The following is a 14,765-nucleotide window of genomic DNA, read 5'->3' as shown; positions in this document are numbered from 1 at the left end:
TCATTGTAGGAGCGAGGCTTGCCCGCGAAGAGGCCCTTGAGGCCGCCAAAAGCTTCGCGGGCAAGCCTCGCTCCTACAGGGGGATGTGTCAATTTCAGGTTTTGGGTTTGGCGTGCGCCGCCAGGCGTTCGAGGGCCGCCCGCAGGTTCGGGTCGGTAATTCCATCGGCCGTCGCCTGAATGGTGGCCGCCGCATCGGTCGACAAATTTATCGTATGTCCCGCAGCCCCTTGCTGAACGGTAGGCGGCTGAACCTTGAACAGAATCCGCGTCAGGCTGGCGAACTCGTCGAACAGCTGTAACTGCCGTTGCAGACGCTTTTGCTGATAACGCAGGCGGGTGGCCCAGTGACCGTCGGTGACAATCAGCAATAAACTGCCTTCACGCCACGATGCCACATGGCAATGCTCGCGGGCAGCCGGCTGCAACTGGCTTTCCACCAGACGTTGTAAATGACCCAGGCGTTGAGCGTGGCCAAAGATGGCTTTCAGCGGTTTGGCTTCGCGAAGCAGAACGGCGGGTGCTCTGGCCGTGAGAGGGCGAAATGCCATGATCGAACACCTGAAGTAACAGAGCAGCCATGGTAACAGAAAGCACCCGTTGCCCCCGACCCATTGCTTTGCGAGCGCTTTACCCATTAAATCAACGAGTAACTTGTGCCCTCAATGGGTTGAAGTTCAGCAAAAAGCCCTTATTTTAAGTGAGCCCCGTCACAGCGCAGTGCATGCATCGTGGAATAACGCCACTTTCCTCACCATCGTTTCCGGGTAGAATGCTCGTTCGCATGCGGCCATGAGGGCTGCACGGGCGACTCACGGGGCCGCCCTCCATCCCTTTAGTGTGGAAGATCCTGCCGATATGTTTGCGCCTTTGTTAAAGAAACTTTTTGGAAGCAAGAACGAGCGTGAAGTCAAACGCATGCTCAAGACGGTGCAGCTCGTCAATGCCTTCGAAGAGCAAATGGTAGCCCTTTCGGACGATCAATTGCGTGCCAAGACCGACGAGTTCAAGGCCCGCCTCGCCAAAGGGGAAACCCTCGACAAACTGCTGCCAGAAGCCTTTGCGGTCGCCCGCGAAGCCGGTAAGCGCGTCATGGGTATGCGCCACTTCGATGTCCAGCTGATCGGCGGCATGACCTTGCACGAAGGCATGATCGCGGAAATGCGTACCGGTGAAGGCAAGACCCTGGTGGCAACACTGGGCGTTTACCTCAACGCGCTGTCCGGCAAGGGCGTGCACGTTGTGACGGTGAACGACTACCTGGCCCGCCGTGACGCCAACTGGATGCGTCCGCTCTACGAATTCCTCGGCATGACGGTCGGTGTGGTCACCCCATTCCAGCCGCCGGAAGAGAAACGTGCCGCTTACGCCGCCGACATCACCTACGGCACCAACAACGAATTCGGTTTCGACTACCTGCGCGACAACATGGCGTTCAGCATGGAAGAAAAATTCCAGCGCGAACTCAATTTTGCCGTGATCGACGAAGTCGACTCCATCCTCATCGACGAAGCCCGTACCCCGCTGATCATCTCCGGTCAGGCCGAGGACAGCTCCAAGCTGTACATCGAGATCAACAACCTGATCCCGCAGCTGGAATTGCACGTCGAAGAAGTCGAAGGCGAAGTCACCAAGGCTGGCCACTACACCGTCGATGAGAAGACCCGTCAGGTCGAACTCAACGAAGCCGGTCACCAGTTCATCGAAGACATGCTCACCCGCGTCGGCCTGCTGGCTGAAGGCGAGAGCCTGTATTCGGCGCACAACCTGGGCTTGCTGACCCACGTTTATGCCGGCCTGCGTGCGCATAAACTGTTCAATCGCAACGTCGAATACATCGTGCAGGACGGTCAGGTCGTGCTGGTCGACGAACACACCGGCCGTACCATGCCGGGTCGTCGTTTGTCCGAAGGCCTGCACCAGGCCATCGAAGCCAAGGAACACCTGAACATCCAGGCCGAGAGCCAGACCCTGGCGTCGACTACGTTCCAGAACTACTTCCGTCTGTACAACAAACTGTCCGGCATGACCGGTACCGCAGACACCGAAGCGTTCGAATTCCACCAGATCTACGGCCTGCAGGTCATGGTCATCCCGCCGAACAAACCGTTGGCGCGTAAAGACTACAACGACCTGGTGTTCCTGACCGCCGAAGAGAAATACGCGGCGATCATCAACGACATCAAGGAATGCATGACTCAGGGCCGTCCGGTGCTGGTGGGTACCGCCACCATCGAAACGTCCGAGCACATGTCCAGCCTGCTCGTGAAGGAAGGCATCGAACACAAGGTTCTGAACGCCAAGTTCCACGAAAAAGAAGCCGAAATCATTGCTCAGGCCGGTCGTCCGGGCGCACTGACCATCGCCACCAACATGGCCGGTCGTGGTACCGACATTCTGTTGGGCGGTAACTGGGAAGTTGAAGTGGCGTCCCTGGAAGATCCAACTCCGGAGCAGATTGCCCAGATCAAGGCCGACTGGCAGAAACGTCACCAGCAAGTGCTGGAGTCGGGCGGCTTGCAGGTGATCGCTTCCGAGCGTCACGAATCGCGCCGTATCGACAACCAGTTGCGCGGTCGTGCCGGTCGTCAGGGCGACGCCGGTTCCAGCCGTTTCTACCTGTCGCTGGAAGACAGCCTGATGCGCATCTTCGCCTCTGACCGGGTGAAGAACTTCATGAAGGCGCTGGGCATGCAGTCCGGCGAGGCGATCGAGCACCGCATGGTGACCAACGCCATCGAGAAAGCTCAGCGCAAGGTAGAAGGCCGTAACTTCGACATCCGTAAACAACTGCTCGAGTTCGACGACGTCAACAACGAACAACGTAAAGTGATCTATCACATGCGTAACAGTTTGTTGGCCGCCGACAACATTGGCGAAACCATCGCCGATTTCCGTCAGGACGTGCTCAACGCCACCGTCAGCGCGCACATTCCACCGCAATCGCTGCCAGAGCAGTGGGACGTGGCCGGTCTGGAAGCCGCGTTGCAGAGCGACTTTGGTGTGGCGTTGCCAATCCAGCAGTGGCTGGACGAAGACGATCACCTGTATGAAGAAACCCTGCGCGAGAAGCTGATGAACGAGCTGATCGCCGCGTACAACGAGAAAGAAGACCAGGCCGGTGCCGAAGCACTGCGCTCCTTCGAGAAGCAAATCGTTCTGCGTGTACTGGACGACCTGTGGAAAGACCACCTGTCGACCATGGATCACCTGCGTCACGGCATCCACTTGCGTGGTTATGCACAGAAGAACCCGAAGCAGGAATACAAGCGCGAGTCCTTCACCTTGTTCTCCGAGTTGCTGGATTCGATCAAGCGCGACTCGATCCGTGTGCTGTCGCACGTTCAGGTTCGCCGCGAAGATCCGATCGAAGAAGAAGCTCGCCTGCGTCAGGAAGCCGAGGCACTGGCTGCGCGCATGCAGTTCCAGCACGACGAAGCACCTGGCCTGGAGCAACCGCAAGTGTTGGGTGAAGAGGTCGATGTAGCCCTCGCCACCGCACCGGTACGCAACGAGCAGAAGCTGGGCCGTAACGAGCTGTGCTACTGCGGTTCGGGCAAGAAGTACAAGCATTGCCACGGGCAGATCCAGTAAACCCGTTTCATACGCTGAAATACCCGCGCCGCGACCGGCTTATGCCGTCGCGGCGTTTTGCCATTTAAACCACCGACGCCCCGACGGCGGTGCAGACATCATTTATTAAGGAGCGCATTCATGGCTGTTGGTCTTGGTCCTTTGCCAACGTTGCACCCGGTTGCCGGTTTTGAACTCGGTATCGCCTCGGCCGGCATCAAGCGCCCGGGGCGCAAGGATGTCGTGGTCATGCGCTGTGCCGAAGGTTCCACAGTGGCGGGCGTGTTCACCCTGAACGCCTTTTGCGCCGCTCCCGTGATCCTCGCCAAACAACGCGTGCAAGGCCCGGTACGTTACCTGCTGACCAACACCGGCAATGCCAACGCCGGCACCGGCGAACCAGGCCTGGCAGCGGCCGAGCGCACTTGCGCCAAACTGGCTGAGCTGACTGGCGTCGATGCAAGCCTGGTGCTGCCGTACTCCACCGGTGTGATCGGCGAGCCGCTGCCGGTCGAAAAAATCGAAGGCGCGCTGCAAGCCGCCCTCGATGATCTGTCGGTCAATAACTGGGAAGCCGCCGCCACCGGCATCATGACCACCGACACCCTGCCCAAGGGCGCCAGCCGTCAGTTCCAGCATGATGGCGTGACCATCACCGTCACCGGCATCAGCAAAGGCGCGGGCATGATCCGCCCGAACATGGCGACCATGCTCGGCTACATCGCCACCGACGCCAAAGTCTCGCGTGACGTGCTGCAAAACCTGCTGCTGGACGGCGCCAACAAGTCGTTCAACCGCATCACCATCGACGGCGATACTTCGACCAACGACTGCTGCATGCTGATCGCCACCGGTCAGGCAGCACTGCCGGAAATCACCGAAGCCAGCGGTCCGCTGTTCGCTTTGCTGAAACAAGCGGTGTTCGAAGTCTGCATGGACGTGGCCCAGGCCATCGTGCGCGACGGCGAAGGCGCGACCAAGTTCGTCACCGTGGAAGTCAACGGCGGCGGCAATCACCAGGAGTGCCTGGACGTCGGTTACACCGTGGCCCATTCGCCGCTGATCAAGACCGCGCTGTTCGCCTCCGACCCGAACTGGGGCCGCATTCTGGCCGCCGTGGGCCGTGCCGGCGTACCGAACCTGGACGTGAGCAAAATCGACGTATTCCTCGGTGACGTGTGCATCGCCAGCCGCGGCGCTCGCTCCGCCACCTACACCGAAGCCCAGGGCGCGGCAGTGATGCAGCAGGAAGAAATCACCATCCGCATCGAGCTGGGTCGCGGCGATTGCAGCGAAACCATCTGGACGACTGACCTGTCCCACGAATACGTGAAGATCAACGCCGAGTACCGTACGTAAGAAATATCGCTTTCGCGGGCAAGCCTCGCTCCTACAGGTGGTGTGATCTGTAGGAGCGAGGCTTGCCCGCGATGACGGACGGCCAGACACTAGAAATTCTGGCCTGTTCCACTTACCAAAAGGCGCCCGAACATGAGCCTCCACCTGATCATCGGCGACAAACTGCATTCCTCCTGGTCCCTGCGCGCCGCACTGGCCCTCGACCTGACCGGCGCGTCCTACACCGAAGAACTGATCAAGCTGAACCAGCCGGACACTCGCGCGCGCGTGCTCAAGCATTCGCCGACCGGGAAAGTCCCGCTGCTGAAAACCGAGTACGGCACCATCGCCGATTCCCTGGCGATTGCCGAATACCTGGCCGAACAATTTCCCGATGCCGGCCTCTGGCCCCAAGACACTGCCGCCCGTGCCCAGGCGCGTTCGGCGTGCGCGCAGATGCACAGCGGTTTTTTCGCCATGCGCGGCAATATGCCGTTCGATTTGAGCCACGATGCGCCACTGTCGCCGACCCCGCCTGAGGTTCAGGCTGAAATCGAGCGCATGTTGGCGTTGTGGGCTGAATGTCGCGCCGCCGCGACTGAAACCGGCCCGTTCCTGTTTGGCGGCGCGACCCTGGCCGATGCGTTTTTTGCACCGATCGCCGTACGCCTGCGCACCTATCAGGTGAAACTGCCCGAGGCCGACGCGGCCTATGTCGAAACCATCTACCAATGGCCAGCCTTCAAGGCCTGGCAGAAGGCGGGTCTGGAGGAAATAGAGCGGTGAAACGAGTCCATGTAGCAGCCGCGGTTATCCGCGATAGCAACGGCAAAATCCTCATTGCCCGCCGTGCCGACACCCAGCATCAGGGCGGTTTGTGGGAGTTCCCCGGTGGCAAGGTCGAGGATAACGAATCCGTCGAAACGGCCCTGGCTCGCGAGCTTCACGAAGAGTTGGGCATTGTGGTCAATACTGCGCGACCGATGATCAAGGTTCGCCACGATTATCCGGACAAGCAGGTGTTGCTGGATGTCTGGGAAGTCTCGGCGTTTACCGGCGAACCCCATGGCGCCGAAGGTCAGCCTTTGGCCTGGGTGACCGCGCGGGAACTACTGGACTATGAATTTCCGGCCGCCAACCAACCGATCGTCGCGGCTGCACGCTTGCCCGGCGACTACCTGATCACCCCGGAGGGCCTGGAAACTCCGGCCTTGCTGCGCGGTATCCAGAAAGCCATCGCTGGCGGCATCAAGCTGATTCAGTTGCGCGCGCCTAACGGCTACGACCCGCAATACCGCGATCTGGCGGTGGACGCGGCGGGGCTGTGTGCGGGCAAGGCGCAACTGATGATCAAGGGGCCGTTTGAATGGCTGGGGGACTTCCCGTCCGCCGGTTGGCACATCACATCGCAGCAGTTGCGCAAGTACGCGGCGGCCGGGCGTCCGCTACCGGCGTCGCGCTGGTTGGCAGCGTCTTGCCACAATGCTGAGGAGCTGGCACTGGCCGAGCAGATGGGCGTGGACTTCGTGACCCTGTCGCCGGTGCAGCCGACGCAGACTCACCCGGATGCGCTGCCATTGGGTTGGGAGCAGGCGTCGACCCTGATCGAGGGCTTCAGCAAACCGGTTTTCTTGCTCGGTGGTGTTGGCCCGGCAGAGCGGCAGAAGGCTTGGGAAGCAGGGGCGCAGGGTGTGGCGGGGATTCGGGCGTTTTGGCCTGAAGCCTGATTCTGCATTGAGGCTACCGGCTTCTTCGCGGGCAAGCCTCGCTCCTACAGGATTTGGCAACAACGCCGTCCTTGTAGGAGCGAGGCTTGCCCGCGAAGGCGTCCTTGAAGACGCCGACTAAACTTGGGGTTTCGCAGCCGCTTGCCACAAAATCTCGGCAATCCCCTGACGCTTGGCAATCAACCTCGCCGCCACAAACAACAAATCCGATAACCGATTGATATACGCCAGGCCAACCCCGGCCAACGGCTCGATCGCATTCAACTGCTGACAGCGCCGCTCGGCGCTGCGGGCCAGGCAGCGGCATACGTGAGCCTGGGCGATCAGCGCCGAACCACCGGGCAGAATGAAATTCTCCAGCGGCCCCAACTCTTCATTCCATACATCGATCGCCGCTTCCAGGCGCTCGATTTCTGCCGTGTTCAGTGCCTGATACACCGGCATCGCCAGTTCGCCACCCAAGTCGAACAACCGATGCTGGCAGGGCGCCAACACCTCGATCACTTCGTTCAACCCCGGATACGTATCACTTTGCGCCGCCAACCCGGCCAACAGCACACCCACCTGGCTGTTCAGCGTATCGACTTCGCCAATGGCTTCGATGCGCGGATGGTCCTTGGGCACCCGGCGGCCATCGCCGAGCCCGGTTTCGCCTTTGTCGCCAGTGCGGGTGTAAATCTTCGACAAGCGAAAGCCCATGGTTACCTCGACAGCTGATTGAGTTCTTGAGAAACCACCGGAGTGCCCGACAACGGCAGGCGCAAGGTGAAACAGGTGCCTTGGCCCGGCGTCGATTGCACTTCCATCTGGCCCTTGTGATTGTTGGTGATGATGAAATACGAGACCGAGAGCCCAAGACCGGTGCCCTGGCCGATTTCCTTGGTGGTGAAGAACGGCTCGAACGTGCGTTTGCGCACGCTCTCGCTCATGCCGATGCCGTTGTCTTCGACCTGAATTTCCGCCCATGGCGGATTCAGTTTTGTGCGCAGAATGATCCGCCCCGGTTCGCGGTCGTCCGCGCGCTGGTGAATGGCTTGCGCGGCGTTTTTCAGCAAGTTGAGCAGTACCTGTTCCAGTTCGTTGGCAGTGCCGGGCACCGGGCCCAGTGCCGGATCGAACTGCCGAATGATCGCCTGCCCCTTGAAGTCGAAGCCGATGGCCAAGTCGAAGTCATTGCCGGCGATTTCCACCGCTTGATCGATCAACGCCGGCAAATCGCAGGGAGCCATTTGCCGGGTACTGCGGCGGCTGAAGCTGAGCATATGCGTCACGATTTTTGCCGCCCGGGCGCCAGCCTGTTGAATGCCATCGAGTAACTGCGGCACTTCGCGAGCCTTCAAGTACTGGTTGACCGTTTCCAGCTCGATGCCCAGTTGCTCGGCCTGTTCGAGGTTCTTCGGCAGATCGGGTGACAGGCGCCGACGAATGTTCTGCACGTTGTGCAGGATCGCGCCCAGCGGATTATTAATCTCGTGAGCCATGCCGGCGGCGAGGCCGCCGACCGAGAGCATTTTTTCCGACTGCACCATCATTTCTTCCAGGGACAGACGCTGGGTGATGTCGTCGATCCGGATCACCACGCCGCGCCCGGCACCGCCCATCAATGGGTAGAACGTCAGGGCGTAATGCTTGGGTTCATCGTCCTTGAGCCAGGTAACGCGTTCGATTTTCGCCACGGTGTGCTGCTCGACGGTTTGCCTGAGCTGCGGCAGGAACGGTTTGAGCGGTTCGAAGGCGAGGAAGATCGGCTGGTTCAAGGCTTCATCGAGACGCGTACCGGACAGGGCGCTGGCTTCCTGATTCCACTGGGTCACGTAGAGCTGCTCGTCGAGGGCGATCAGTGCCGACGGCATGGAGTCGATGATGCTGTTGAGGTAGTTCTGGAAACCGGTGAGTTTCTTTTCGATCTTGCTGCGCACCTGAACTTCCAGCTCAAGCTTGCGGTTGGTGTGACGGGTTTCTTCGGCCAGCCCCTGAGCCTGGTCGTAAGCGGCTTGGGAATCGTCGCGGGCGCGCTTGAGCTGCTGCTCCCGGGCCTCGATGCGCGAGAGCATGGTGTTGAACGCTTCGGCAAGGCTGCCGATTTCGTCGTGGTTGCCGCGAGAGGCGCGCAGGGCGTAGTTCTCTTCCCGGGTGACTTGCCGGGACAACTCTTCTAGCTGATGAATCGGGCGGGTAATCAGGCGTTTGATCTGCCGGGCAATCACCAGCCACAACAGCACGCTGAAGATCAGAATCCCCAAACTGGCGGTCAGGGTCCCGGTGTAGAACGCCATCGGCAGTTCGCTGCTGGCCACCAACAACAAATGGCCGGGCTCGGTGCCGGGGCGGGGCAGGGTGATCACTTGGTTGCTGCGAAACTCTGTGGCTTGCCAGGCGTCGAGGTGCCGGAAATGCTCCGGCAGGCTCAGCTTGTCGCCCTGCTGCAGCTGCGCCAAAAGCACACCTTTGCCGTCATAGAGCGCGGCCGCACGCAACGGTGTATAGCTGTTGAGTTCGTTGAGCAGGCGCTCGGCGGTTTGCGGCGACTTAAGGGCTTCGGAGATCAGGCTCGGGTTGGACACCAGCCGGCCGATGGTCTGCAAGGCTTGGGGGGCCATGCTTTCCTGTGAAATGTAATAAGCGGCGCTGATAAAGGTCAGGTTGGCGACCAGCAAAACCGTGGTCAATAGCACCAGCAGAGCGGCCAGCAGTTTCTGCCCGACTGGAAGGTTTTCAAGGCGCTGGCGCAATGGCATCAGGTTCATCGCTGAAAAGGAACAAGTGGCCAGCGTAGCCGCTGCTCAGTCGCTGGGCAATCCAAGGCTGCGCAGATGGGCGATCAGGCGCTGCTGCAATTGATTGAGGTGGGGCAGGTTCATCTGGTGCCGGGAGGCGACTTTGCAGGCATGGCCCAACAGGTAGCTGATTTCGGTGCGGCGCTGATTCGCGACGTCCTGGTACATCGAGGAGAAATTGGCCGCGGTGGCCTGGATCACCCGTTCGACTTCCTCCCGGAGATTTTCCGCCGCTGCCGGCTGGCCGCAGCGTTCAAGCAGCTCGGTGAGCTCGGCGCACAGGGTGGCGACTTCGCAATGATGTTGCTGCAAACCGCCGTTACGGCATTCGTGCAGCACAGTCAGCGGGTTGATCGCACAATTGAGCGCCAGTTTTCGCCACAGCCTTGTGAGGATGTCCGTGCTCCACTCATGGGGAATACCGGCGGTGCTCAAGTCCTCCAGCCAGATCGGCGCCACCGGGTGGCCGGCATCCCCCAGCCAGGTGTAGCCATGACCGGCGAATACCACACGCCAGTCGCCATCGCGAAATGCGCCTTCGGTGCTGGAGGCGAAGATACAGCGCGCCTGAGGCACCTGCGCGGCAACCGCGTCCTGACTGCCAAGGCCGTTCTGCAACAGGATCAGTTCGGCGTCGGAAGTCAGGCGATGGGCAAGCCGGGCCACGGCTTTCTCGGCGTCGTAGGCTTTGCAGGCCACCAGCAGACGGCTGATGGGCCCGTCGCTGTCGGGTGTCTCGCCGGGCACTGGATACAGCTGCGCTTCGCCGTGTTCGACCAGCGTCAAACCTCCCGCCGTCTGATAGGCCTGTAAGCGTGTCGCGTCCCGCACGATCAGCCTGACCGGCACGTCAGCCCGCGCCAGACGCGTGGCCCAAAGGGTGCCGAGGCTGCCGGCGCCGAGAATATGCCAAGGCGTAGACATCAACTTTTTGCTCGGTTTGGCGCTGGCATGTGAGGCTCACAGTATCGGTTGGAAAAGACCCGTTATAATGAGCCCGATTTTAACCGCAAGCCAAGCGCGCTCCATCGTTATCGAGCGTGCCTTTTTATTGGAGAGATTACATGCCGTCGTTCGACGTGGTATCCGAACTGGACAAACACGAAGTCACCAACGCGGTCGAGAACGCCGTCAAGGAACTCGATCGTCGTTATGACCTGAAAGGCAAAGGCACCTTCGAGTTCAAGGAAAAGGACCTGACCGTCAACCTGACCGCGGAAGCCGATTTCCAGCTCGAAGCGATGATCGAGATCCTCAAGCTGGCCCTGGTCAAGCGCAAGATCGACGTGCAGTGCCTTGAAGTCAAGGATGCCTATGCGTCGGGCAAGTTGATGAAGCAGGAAGCGGTCCTCAAGGAAGGCATCGACAAAGAGCTGGCGAAGAAAATCGTCGCTCACGTCAAAGACGCCAAGCTCAAGGTCCAGGCCGCCATTCAGGGCGAGCAAGTGCGCATCACCGGCAAGAAGCGTGACGATTTGCAGGAAGCGATTGCAGCCCTGCGCGCCAAGACGTTCGACATGCCGCTGCAGTTCAACAACTTCCGCGACTGACTTTCAAGCGGAACCTTGTGGGAGCGAGCCTGCTCGCGAAAGCGGTGTGTCATTCAATAGTGATTTCGACTGATATGCGCCCTTCGCGAGCAGGCTCGCTCCCACCCTGATTGTGCTTAACCCGGGAGAATGTAGATGGATTTGAATGCTGAAGTGGACAATCTGGTCAAGGCATCCCAAGCCTGGATTCCGATGATCATGGAATACGGCAGCCGTGTGCTGTTGGCGGTGATTACCCTGGCCGTCGGCTGGTGGCTGATCAACAAGGTGACGCAAAAACTCGGCGGCCTGATCGCGCTGCGTAACGCCGACCTCGCGCTGCAAGGCTTCATCAGCAGCCTGGCGAATATCATCCTCAAGATTCTGCTGATCGTTAGCGTGGCGTCGATGATCGGTGTAGAAACCACATCCTTCGTCGCAGCGATCGGTGCTGCTGGCCTGGCGATCGGTCTGGCCTTGCAGGGCAGCCTGGCGAACTTCGCCGGCGGCGTGCTGATTCTGTTGTTCCGCCCGTTCCGCATCGGTGACTGGATCGAAGCTCAAGGTGTTGCCGGTACTGTCGACAGCATCCAGATCTTCCACACCGTACTGCGCACCGGCGATAACAAAACCATCATCGTGCCTAACGGCAATCTGTCGAACGGCATCATCACCAACACCAACCGTCAACCGACCCGCAAAGTGGTGTTTGATGTGGGTGTGGCTTACGAGGCGGACTTGCAAAAGGCCCGTGAAGTGTTACTGGAGCTGGCCAAGGATCCGCGAGTATTGGCTGATCCGGCACCGGAAGCCGTGATTTCCATGCTGGGTGACAGTTCGATCACTGTTTCCCTGCGGGTGTGGGTGAAGACCGCTGACTACTGGAATGTGATGTTCATGTTTAACGAACAATCGCGCGATCGGTTGAAGACTGCCGGTATTGATATTCCATTTCCGCAGCGGGTTATTCGAGTGATGCAGGAATCGGCTACGGTGTAATGATTGGTCTTCGATGCATGTTTGACCTTTCGGTCAGACTTGTTCTGCAAGAGCCCGCTCCATTAAACACAATGCTGTAACCAATAAAAAAGGCCCATCCGAAGATGGGCCTTTTTTTGATTACCGCGAACAGGCTTTCGGCAATTACAGAACCGAAATCGGGTAGTCGACGATCAGGCGGAACTCGTTGATATCGCCTTCAGCCTGGTCGGTATTGGCGCGATGCCATGCCTGACGAATGCGGAAGGACAGATCTTTCGCAGGGCCTGTCTGAACTACGTACTTAGCTTCGAGGTTGGTTTCGTGGTGCTTGCCATCTTCGCCGTAGCCGTACAGGCGGTATGGGCTATCGGCATCCATTTTGGTGCCGTCGATATCCCAACCTTTAGCGTAACGGGTCATGAAGCTCAAACCAGGTATGCCGTACTCAGCCATTTTCAGGTCATAACGAACTTGTACAGATTTTTCGTTTGGAGCGTTGAAGTCAGAGTACTGGATGGAGTTGGCGAGGAAGATCGAGTCGCCGCCACGGTTGTTATCGCCCACACCGACGTAGTCAAACGGGGTGTCGCCGTTAACTTTCTGGAAGGCGAGAGTAACGGTGTGAGCCTTCAGGAACGAATAAGCGGCTGCCAGCGAGTACGTGGTGTTGCTGATGTCGCCCGCTTTAGCGCTACCGGAATCGGTGGTGCGGTAGATGTTACCGTCCAGGTTGACCGACTGAGTGCCACCCATTGGAATGGTATAGTTCACGTTGGCGTAGTACTGGTTCCAGATGTCTTTGAACTTGGAACCGTAGAGCGAAACGCTCAGGTTGTCGTTGATGCCGTATTTGCCACCGGCATAGTCCATGGTCCTGCCGGTTACAGGTTGACCGTCATCAGGAAAGCTCGCGTACTGGGAGTGCAACTCACCGTCGCTGTTCATCTCGTCCTGGCTGGAGGCCGAGTAGAAGTGACCGGCTTCCAGGTCCAAGTTGGCGATTTCGCTGCTCTGCAGTTGGAAACCGGTAGCGGTTTGAGGCAGCAGGCGGGAGCCGCCGACGGCGAACACTGGAGAGGTGCTTGGCTGCATCTCACCGAACTTCAGTTCAGTCTTGGAGACACGAAGTTTGACGGCTCCACCGGCTTTACCGAAGTCGTCGTGGTTACGGCCTTGGGAATCGCGGCTCAGGTTGCCCGAACCGGAGTACTTGTCTTCGCCGTCCAGTTTGATGCCCAGGTAACCGAACGCGTCAACACCTACGCCGACAGTACCTTGGGTGTAACCAGAGCTGAATACACCGTGGAAACCCTGGGTCCAGTCTTTGTCGTCGACTGCGCCGTCTTTCTTGTCACGGTTGAAGTAATAGTTGCGAAGCAGCAAGTCGAACTTGGCGTCTTCAACAAAACCTTTGGCTTCAGCCTGGTCACTTACGAAAGGTGCGGCCGTAGCCAATTGAGTACTGGCTGCTGCAGCAACTGCCAGTGCGATCATGCTCCACTTCATCACGCGCATCGTGATTTGCTCCTTTGGTTTTTAGAAGAGTACTGCCGTCCCGCCTGTTTTATTATCCGGGCGGCTCTTTCTTTTTGTGTCGGCGCAAACTTATATCACGCCGACCATGTTGGCGATACTTGCGCATCTAACCTTTCAGCTTCTTTACGACCCTGTCGCAAATGGCTGGGTAGATGTCGCAAATTCACAATCCCGATGCAATCGGACTGACAACTTCAGCGTTGTTTTCCATGACTTGAGCATCGGTAAAAAAGAGTCCCTGGTCCTGCACTTGAATCTCCATCGGGCAATCCTGCCACTGTTTTTATTGGCCTTAAGGCTTCCACTTCCAGCGGACGCCTTATAGACGATATAGGTGTGAATGCAACAAGCGTGCACAAATCGGAATTCTGTTGCTGTTTTTTTCCAAAGGCCTGCCTGCTGCTGTAAAAACCCCATAAAACCGGGGGGTCAAGCTCGTTTTACTTGGGCTTGACGCCATGCTTCGCATCGTGTTTGCCACATCCAACTGATGGGGGCGACAACCAAAAACGTTACCGGTTCACCCCGCCAGTGAGTAGTTAGCGGATGCTGACGCACTGAGCGTAGACGCGTTGTGCGGTTTTGGTGCAAAAAATTTCAATTGCTGTACCGAATTCACACAGTGTCGCTTTGTGTTCGAAGCGAGCAGCCCGTTGTTTATTGGTCATTTCGGCATTTTTTGTGCGGCGACTGGTTCTGTCATGGTGCATGCCGGATCAAAATGGCTCATGCCGGGGCGCCCGGAGGACCTGCAGGCGGCAGTTCGTCGTGAAGCGCGTGGCATTCGCAGGTATGCTGCCGTCCTGTCGTTTGGTGCCGCCGTCTTTTGGTATGGGCGCTAAGCTGAAAAAAGATGACCAGAGGGGAGTGCGCGCTGTGTTCGCTTTAGATCCACGACTTCAACAAGACACGTTGCCGATCGGCGATTTCCCGCTCTGTCGGTTGCTGTTGTCCAATGATTCGAACTACCCGTGGTTCATCCTCGTGCCACGCCGCGAGGATATCAGTGAGATATTTCAGTTAGATGTCGCAGATCAACAGCAGCTGTGGCAGGAAACGACCGCGCTGGCGGAAATGCTCAAGGACTCGTTCGATGCGGACAAGTTGAACGTCGCGGCCCTGGGTAATGTTGTCAGTCAGTTGCACATGCATGTGATTGTGCGCAAGCGTGAGGACGCCGCCTGGCCAGCTCCGGTCTGGGGCAAGCAGCCGGCCAAACCCTACAGTCCAGAGCAGATCGCGACGATTCGCGAACGGCTGCGTCTGGTGTTGACCGATGACTTCACGTTTCTGGAGGGTTGAGTC

General features: G+C 58.7%; 12 protein-coding genes. 7 read left to right on the top strand and 5 right to left on the bottom strand.

Going from position 1 to position 14,765, the window contains the following annotated elements; all coding sequences use genetic code 11:
• Positions 1-94 precede the first annotated feature (94 nt).
• Positions 95-550: a DUF721 domain-containing protein gene (locus AB7M22_RS20130; RefSeq protein WP_007906612.1), complete on the bottom strand. Its 456-nt coding sequence runs from the start codon at positions 548-550 to the stop codon at positions 95-97.
• Between the two features lie 307 nt (positions 551-857).
• Here AB7M22_RS20130 and secA point away from each other — a divergent pair, with 307 nt between their 5' ends.
• The 4 genes from secA (at position 858) to AB7M22_RS20110 (ending at position 6,637) form a co-directional block, all read left to right on the top strand.
• A complete protein-coding gene (secA, locus tag AB7M22_RS20125; RefSeq protein ID WP_454187577.1) occupies positions 858-3,593 on the top strand; it encodes a preprotein translocase subunit SecA in 2,736 nt (911 codons plus the stop codon).
• 120 nt (positions 3,594-3,713) lie between these two features.
• The gene (argJ, locus tag AB7M22_RS20120) at positions 3,714-4,931 is read left to right on the top strand and encodes a bifunctional glutamate N-acetyltransferase/amino-acid acetyltransferase ArgJ (RefSeq protein ID WP_008015216.1); all 1,218 of its coding nucleotides are present in this window, start codon (positions 3,714-3,716) and stop codon (positions 4,929-4,931) included.
• A 132-nt stretch (positions 4,932-5,063) separates the two neighbouring features.
• Entirely contained in the window at positions 5,064-5,696 is a 633-nt protein-coding gene (locus AB7M22_RS20115; protein WP_454187576.1) for a glutathione S-transferase family protein, read from the top strand.
• On the top strand, positions 5,693-6,637 hold the full coding sequence (locus AB7M22_RS20110; RefSeq protein WP_454187575.1) for a Nudix family hydrolase: 945 nt from the start codon (positions 5,693-5,695) through the stop codon (positions 6,635-6,637). Before AB7M22_RS20115 ends, AB7M22_RS20110 begins: the two co-directional genes overlap by 4 nt.
• A gap of 117 nt (positions 6,638-6,754) precedes the next feature.
• On the opposite strand, the gene AB7M22_RS20105 is transcribed toward AB7M22_RS20110, so the two are convergent.
• From AB7M22_RS20105 to AB7M22_RS20095, 3 genes are read right to left on the bottom strand one after another with little or no spacing between them, the layout of a single operon-like run.
• A complete protein-coding gene (locus tag AB7M22_RS20105; protein WP_007906604.1) occupies positions 6,755-7,336 on the bottom strand; it encodes a cob(I)yrinic acid a,c-diamide adenosyltransferase in 582 nt (193 codons plus the stop codon).
• Between the two features lie 2 nt (positions 7,337-7,338).
• Positions 7,339-9,375, bottom strand: a complete 2,037-nt coding sequence (locus AB7M22_RS20100) for a sensor histidine kinase (RefSeq protein ID WP_454187574.1) — start codon at positions 9,373-9,375, stop codon at positions 7,339-7,341.
• A 45-nt stretch (positions 9,376-9,420) separates the two neighbouring features.
• Positions 9,421-10,338 (bottom strand): putative 2-dehydropantoate 2-reductase, encoded by a 918-nt coding sequence (locus AB7M22_RS20095; RefSeq protein ID WP_454187573.1) that lies wholly within the window; start codon positions 10,336-10,338, stop codon positions 9,421-9,423.
• Positions 10,339-10,478: 140 nt separating this feature from the next.
• On the opposite strand from AB7M22_RS20095, the gene AB7M22_RS20090 reads away from it, so the two are divergent.
• A complete protein-coding gene (locus AB7M22_RS20090; protein WP_007906601.1) occupies positions 10,479-10,964 on the top strand; it encodes a YajQ family cyclic di-GMP-binding protein in 486 nt (161 codons plus the stop codon).
• Between the two features lie 135 nt (positions 10,965-11,099).
• On the top strand, positions 11,100-11,942 hold the full coding sequence (locus tag AB7M22_RS20085; RefSeq protein WP_454187572.1) for a mechanosensitive ion channel family protein: 843 nt from the start codon (positions 11,100-11,102) through the stop codon (positions 11,940-11,942).
• 144 nt (positions 11,943-12,086) lie between these two features.
• Here the strand turns inward: AB7M22_RS20085 and AB7M22_RS20080 are convergent, their stop codons facing one another.
• A complete protein-coding gene (locus tag AB7M22_RS20080; protein ID WP_454187571.1) occupies positions 12,087-13,439 on the bottom strand; it encodes an OprD family porin in 1,353 nt (450 codons plus the stop codon).
• Between the two features lie 897 nt (positions 13,440-14,336).
• Here AB7M22_RS20080 and AB7M22_RS20075 point away from each other — a divergent pair.
• Entirely contained in the window at positions 14,337-14,762 is a 426-nt protein-coding gene (locus AB7M22_RS20075) for an HIT family protein (RefSeq protein ID WP_032830486.1), read from the top strand.
• The last annotated feature ends 3 nt before the right edge of the window (positions 14,763-14,765 follow it).

It is taken from the genome of Pseudomonas sp. ADAK2 TE3594 (genome assembly GCF_053628675.1).
This window is presented reverse-complemented; position numbering and strand designations above follow the sequence as displayed.

Bases quoted from the DNA above. Each gene is read 5' to 3' on its own strand.
- AB7M22_RS20130 (WP_007906612.1), bottom strand. From the start codon at position 550: ATGGCATTTCGCCCTCTCACGGCCAGAGCACCCGCCGTTCTGCTTCGC.
- secA (WP_454187577.1), top strand. From the start codon at position 858: ATGTTTGCGCCTTTGTTAAAGAAACTTTTTGGAAGCAAGAACGAGCGT.
- argJ (WP_008015216.1), top strand. From the start codon at position 3,714: ATGGCTGTTGGTCTTGGTCCTTTGCCAACGTTGCACCCGGTTGCCGGT.
- AB7M22_RS20115 (WP_454187576.1), top strand. From the start codon at position 5,064: ATGAGCCTCCACCTGATCATCGGCGACAAACTGCATTCCTCCTGGTCC.
- AB7M22_RS20105 (WP_007906604.1), bottom strand. From the start codon at position 7,336: ATGGGCTTTCGCTTGTCGAAGATTTACACCCGCACTGGCGACAAAGGC.
- AB7M22_RS20100 (WP_454187574.1), bottom strand. From the start codon at position 9,375: ATGCCATTGCGCCAGCGCCTTGAAAACCTTCCAGTCGGGCAGAAACTG.
- AB7M22_RS20095 (WP_454187573.1), bottom strand. From the start codon at position 10,338: ATGTCTACGCCTTGGCATATTCTCGGCGCCGGCAGCCTCGGCACCCTT.
- AB7M22_RS20090 (WP_007906601.1), top strand. From the start codon at position 10,479: ATGCCGTCGTTCGACGTGGTATCCGAACTGGACAAACACGAAGTCACC.
- AB7M22_RS20085 (WP_454187572.1), top strand. From the start codon at position 11,100: ATGGATTTGAATGCTGAAGTGGACAATCTGGTCAAGGCATCCCAAGCC.
- AB7M22_RS20080 (WP_454187571.1), bottom strand. From the start codon at position 13,439: ATGCGCGTGATGAAGTGGAGCATGATCGCACTGGCAGTTGCTGCAGCA.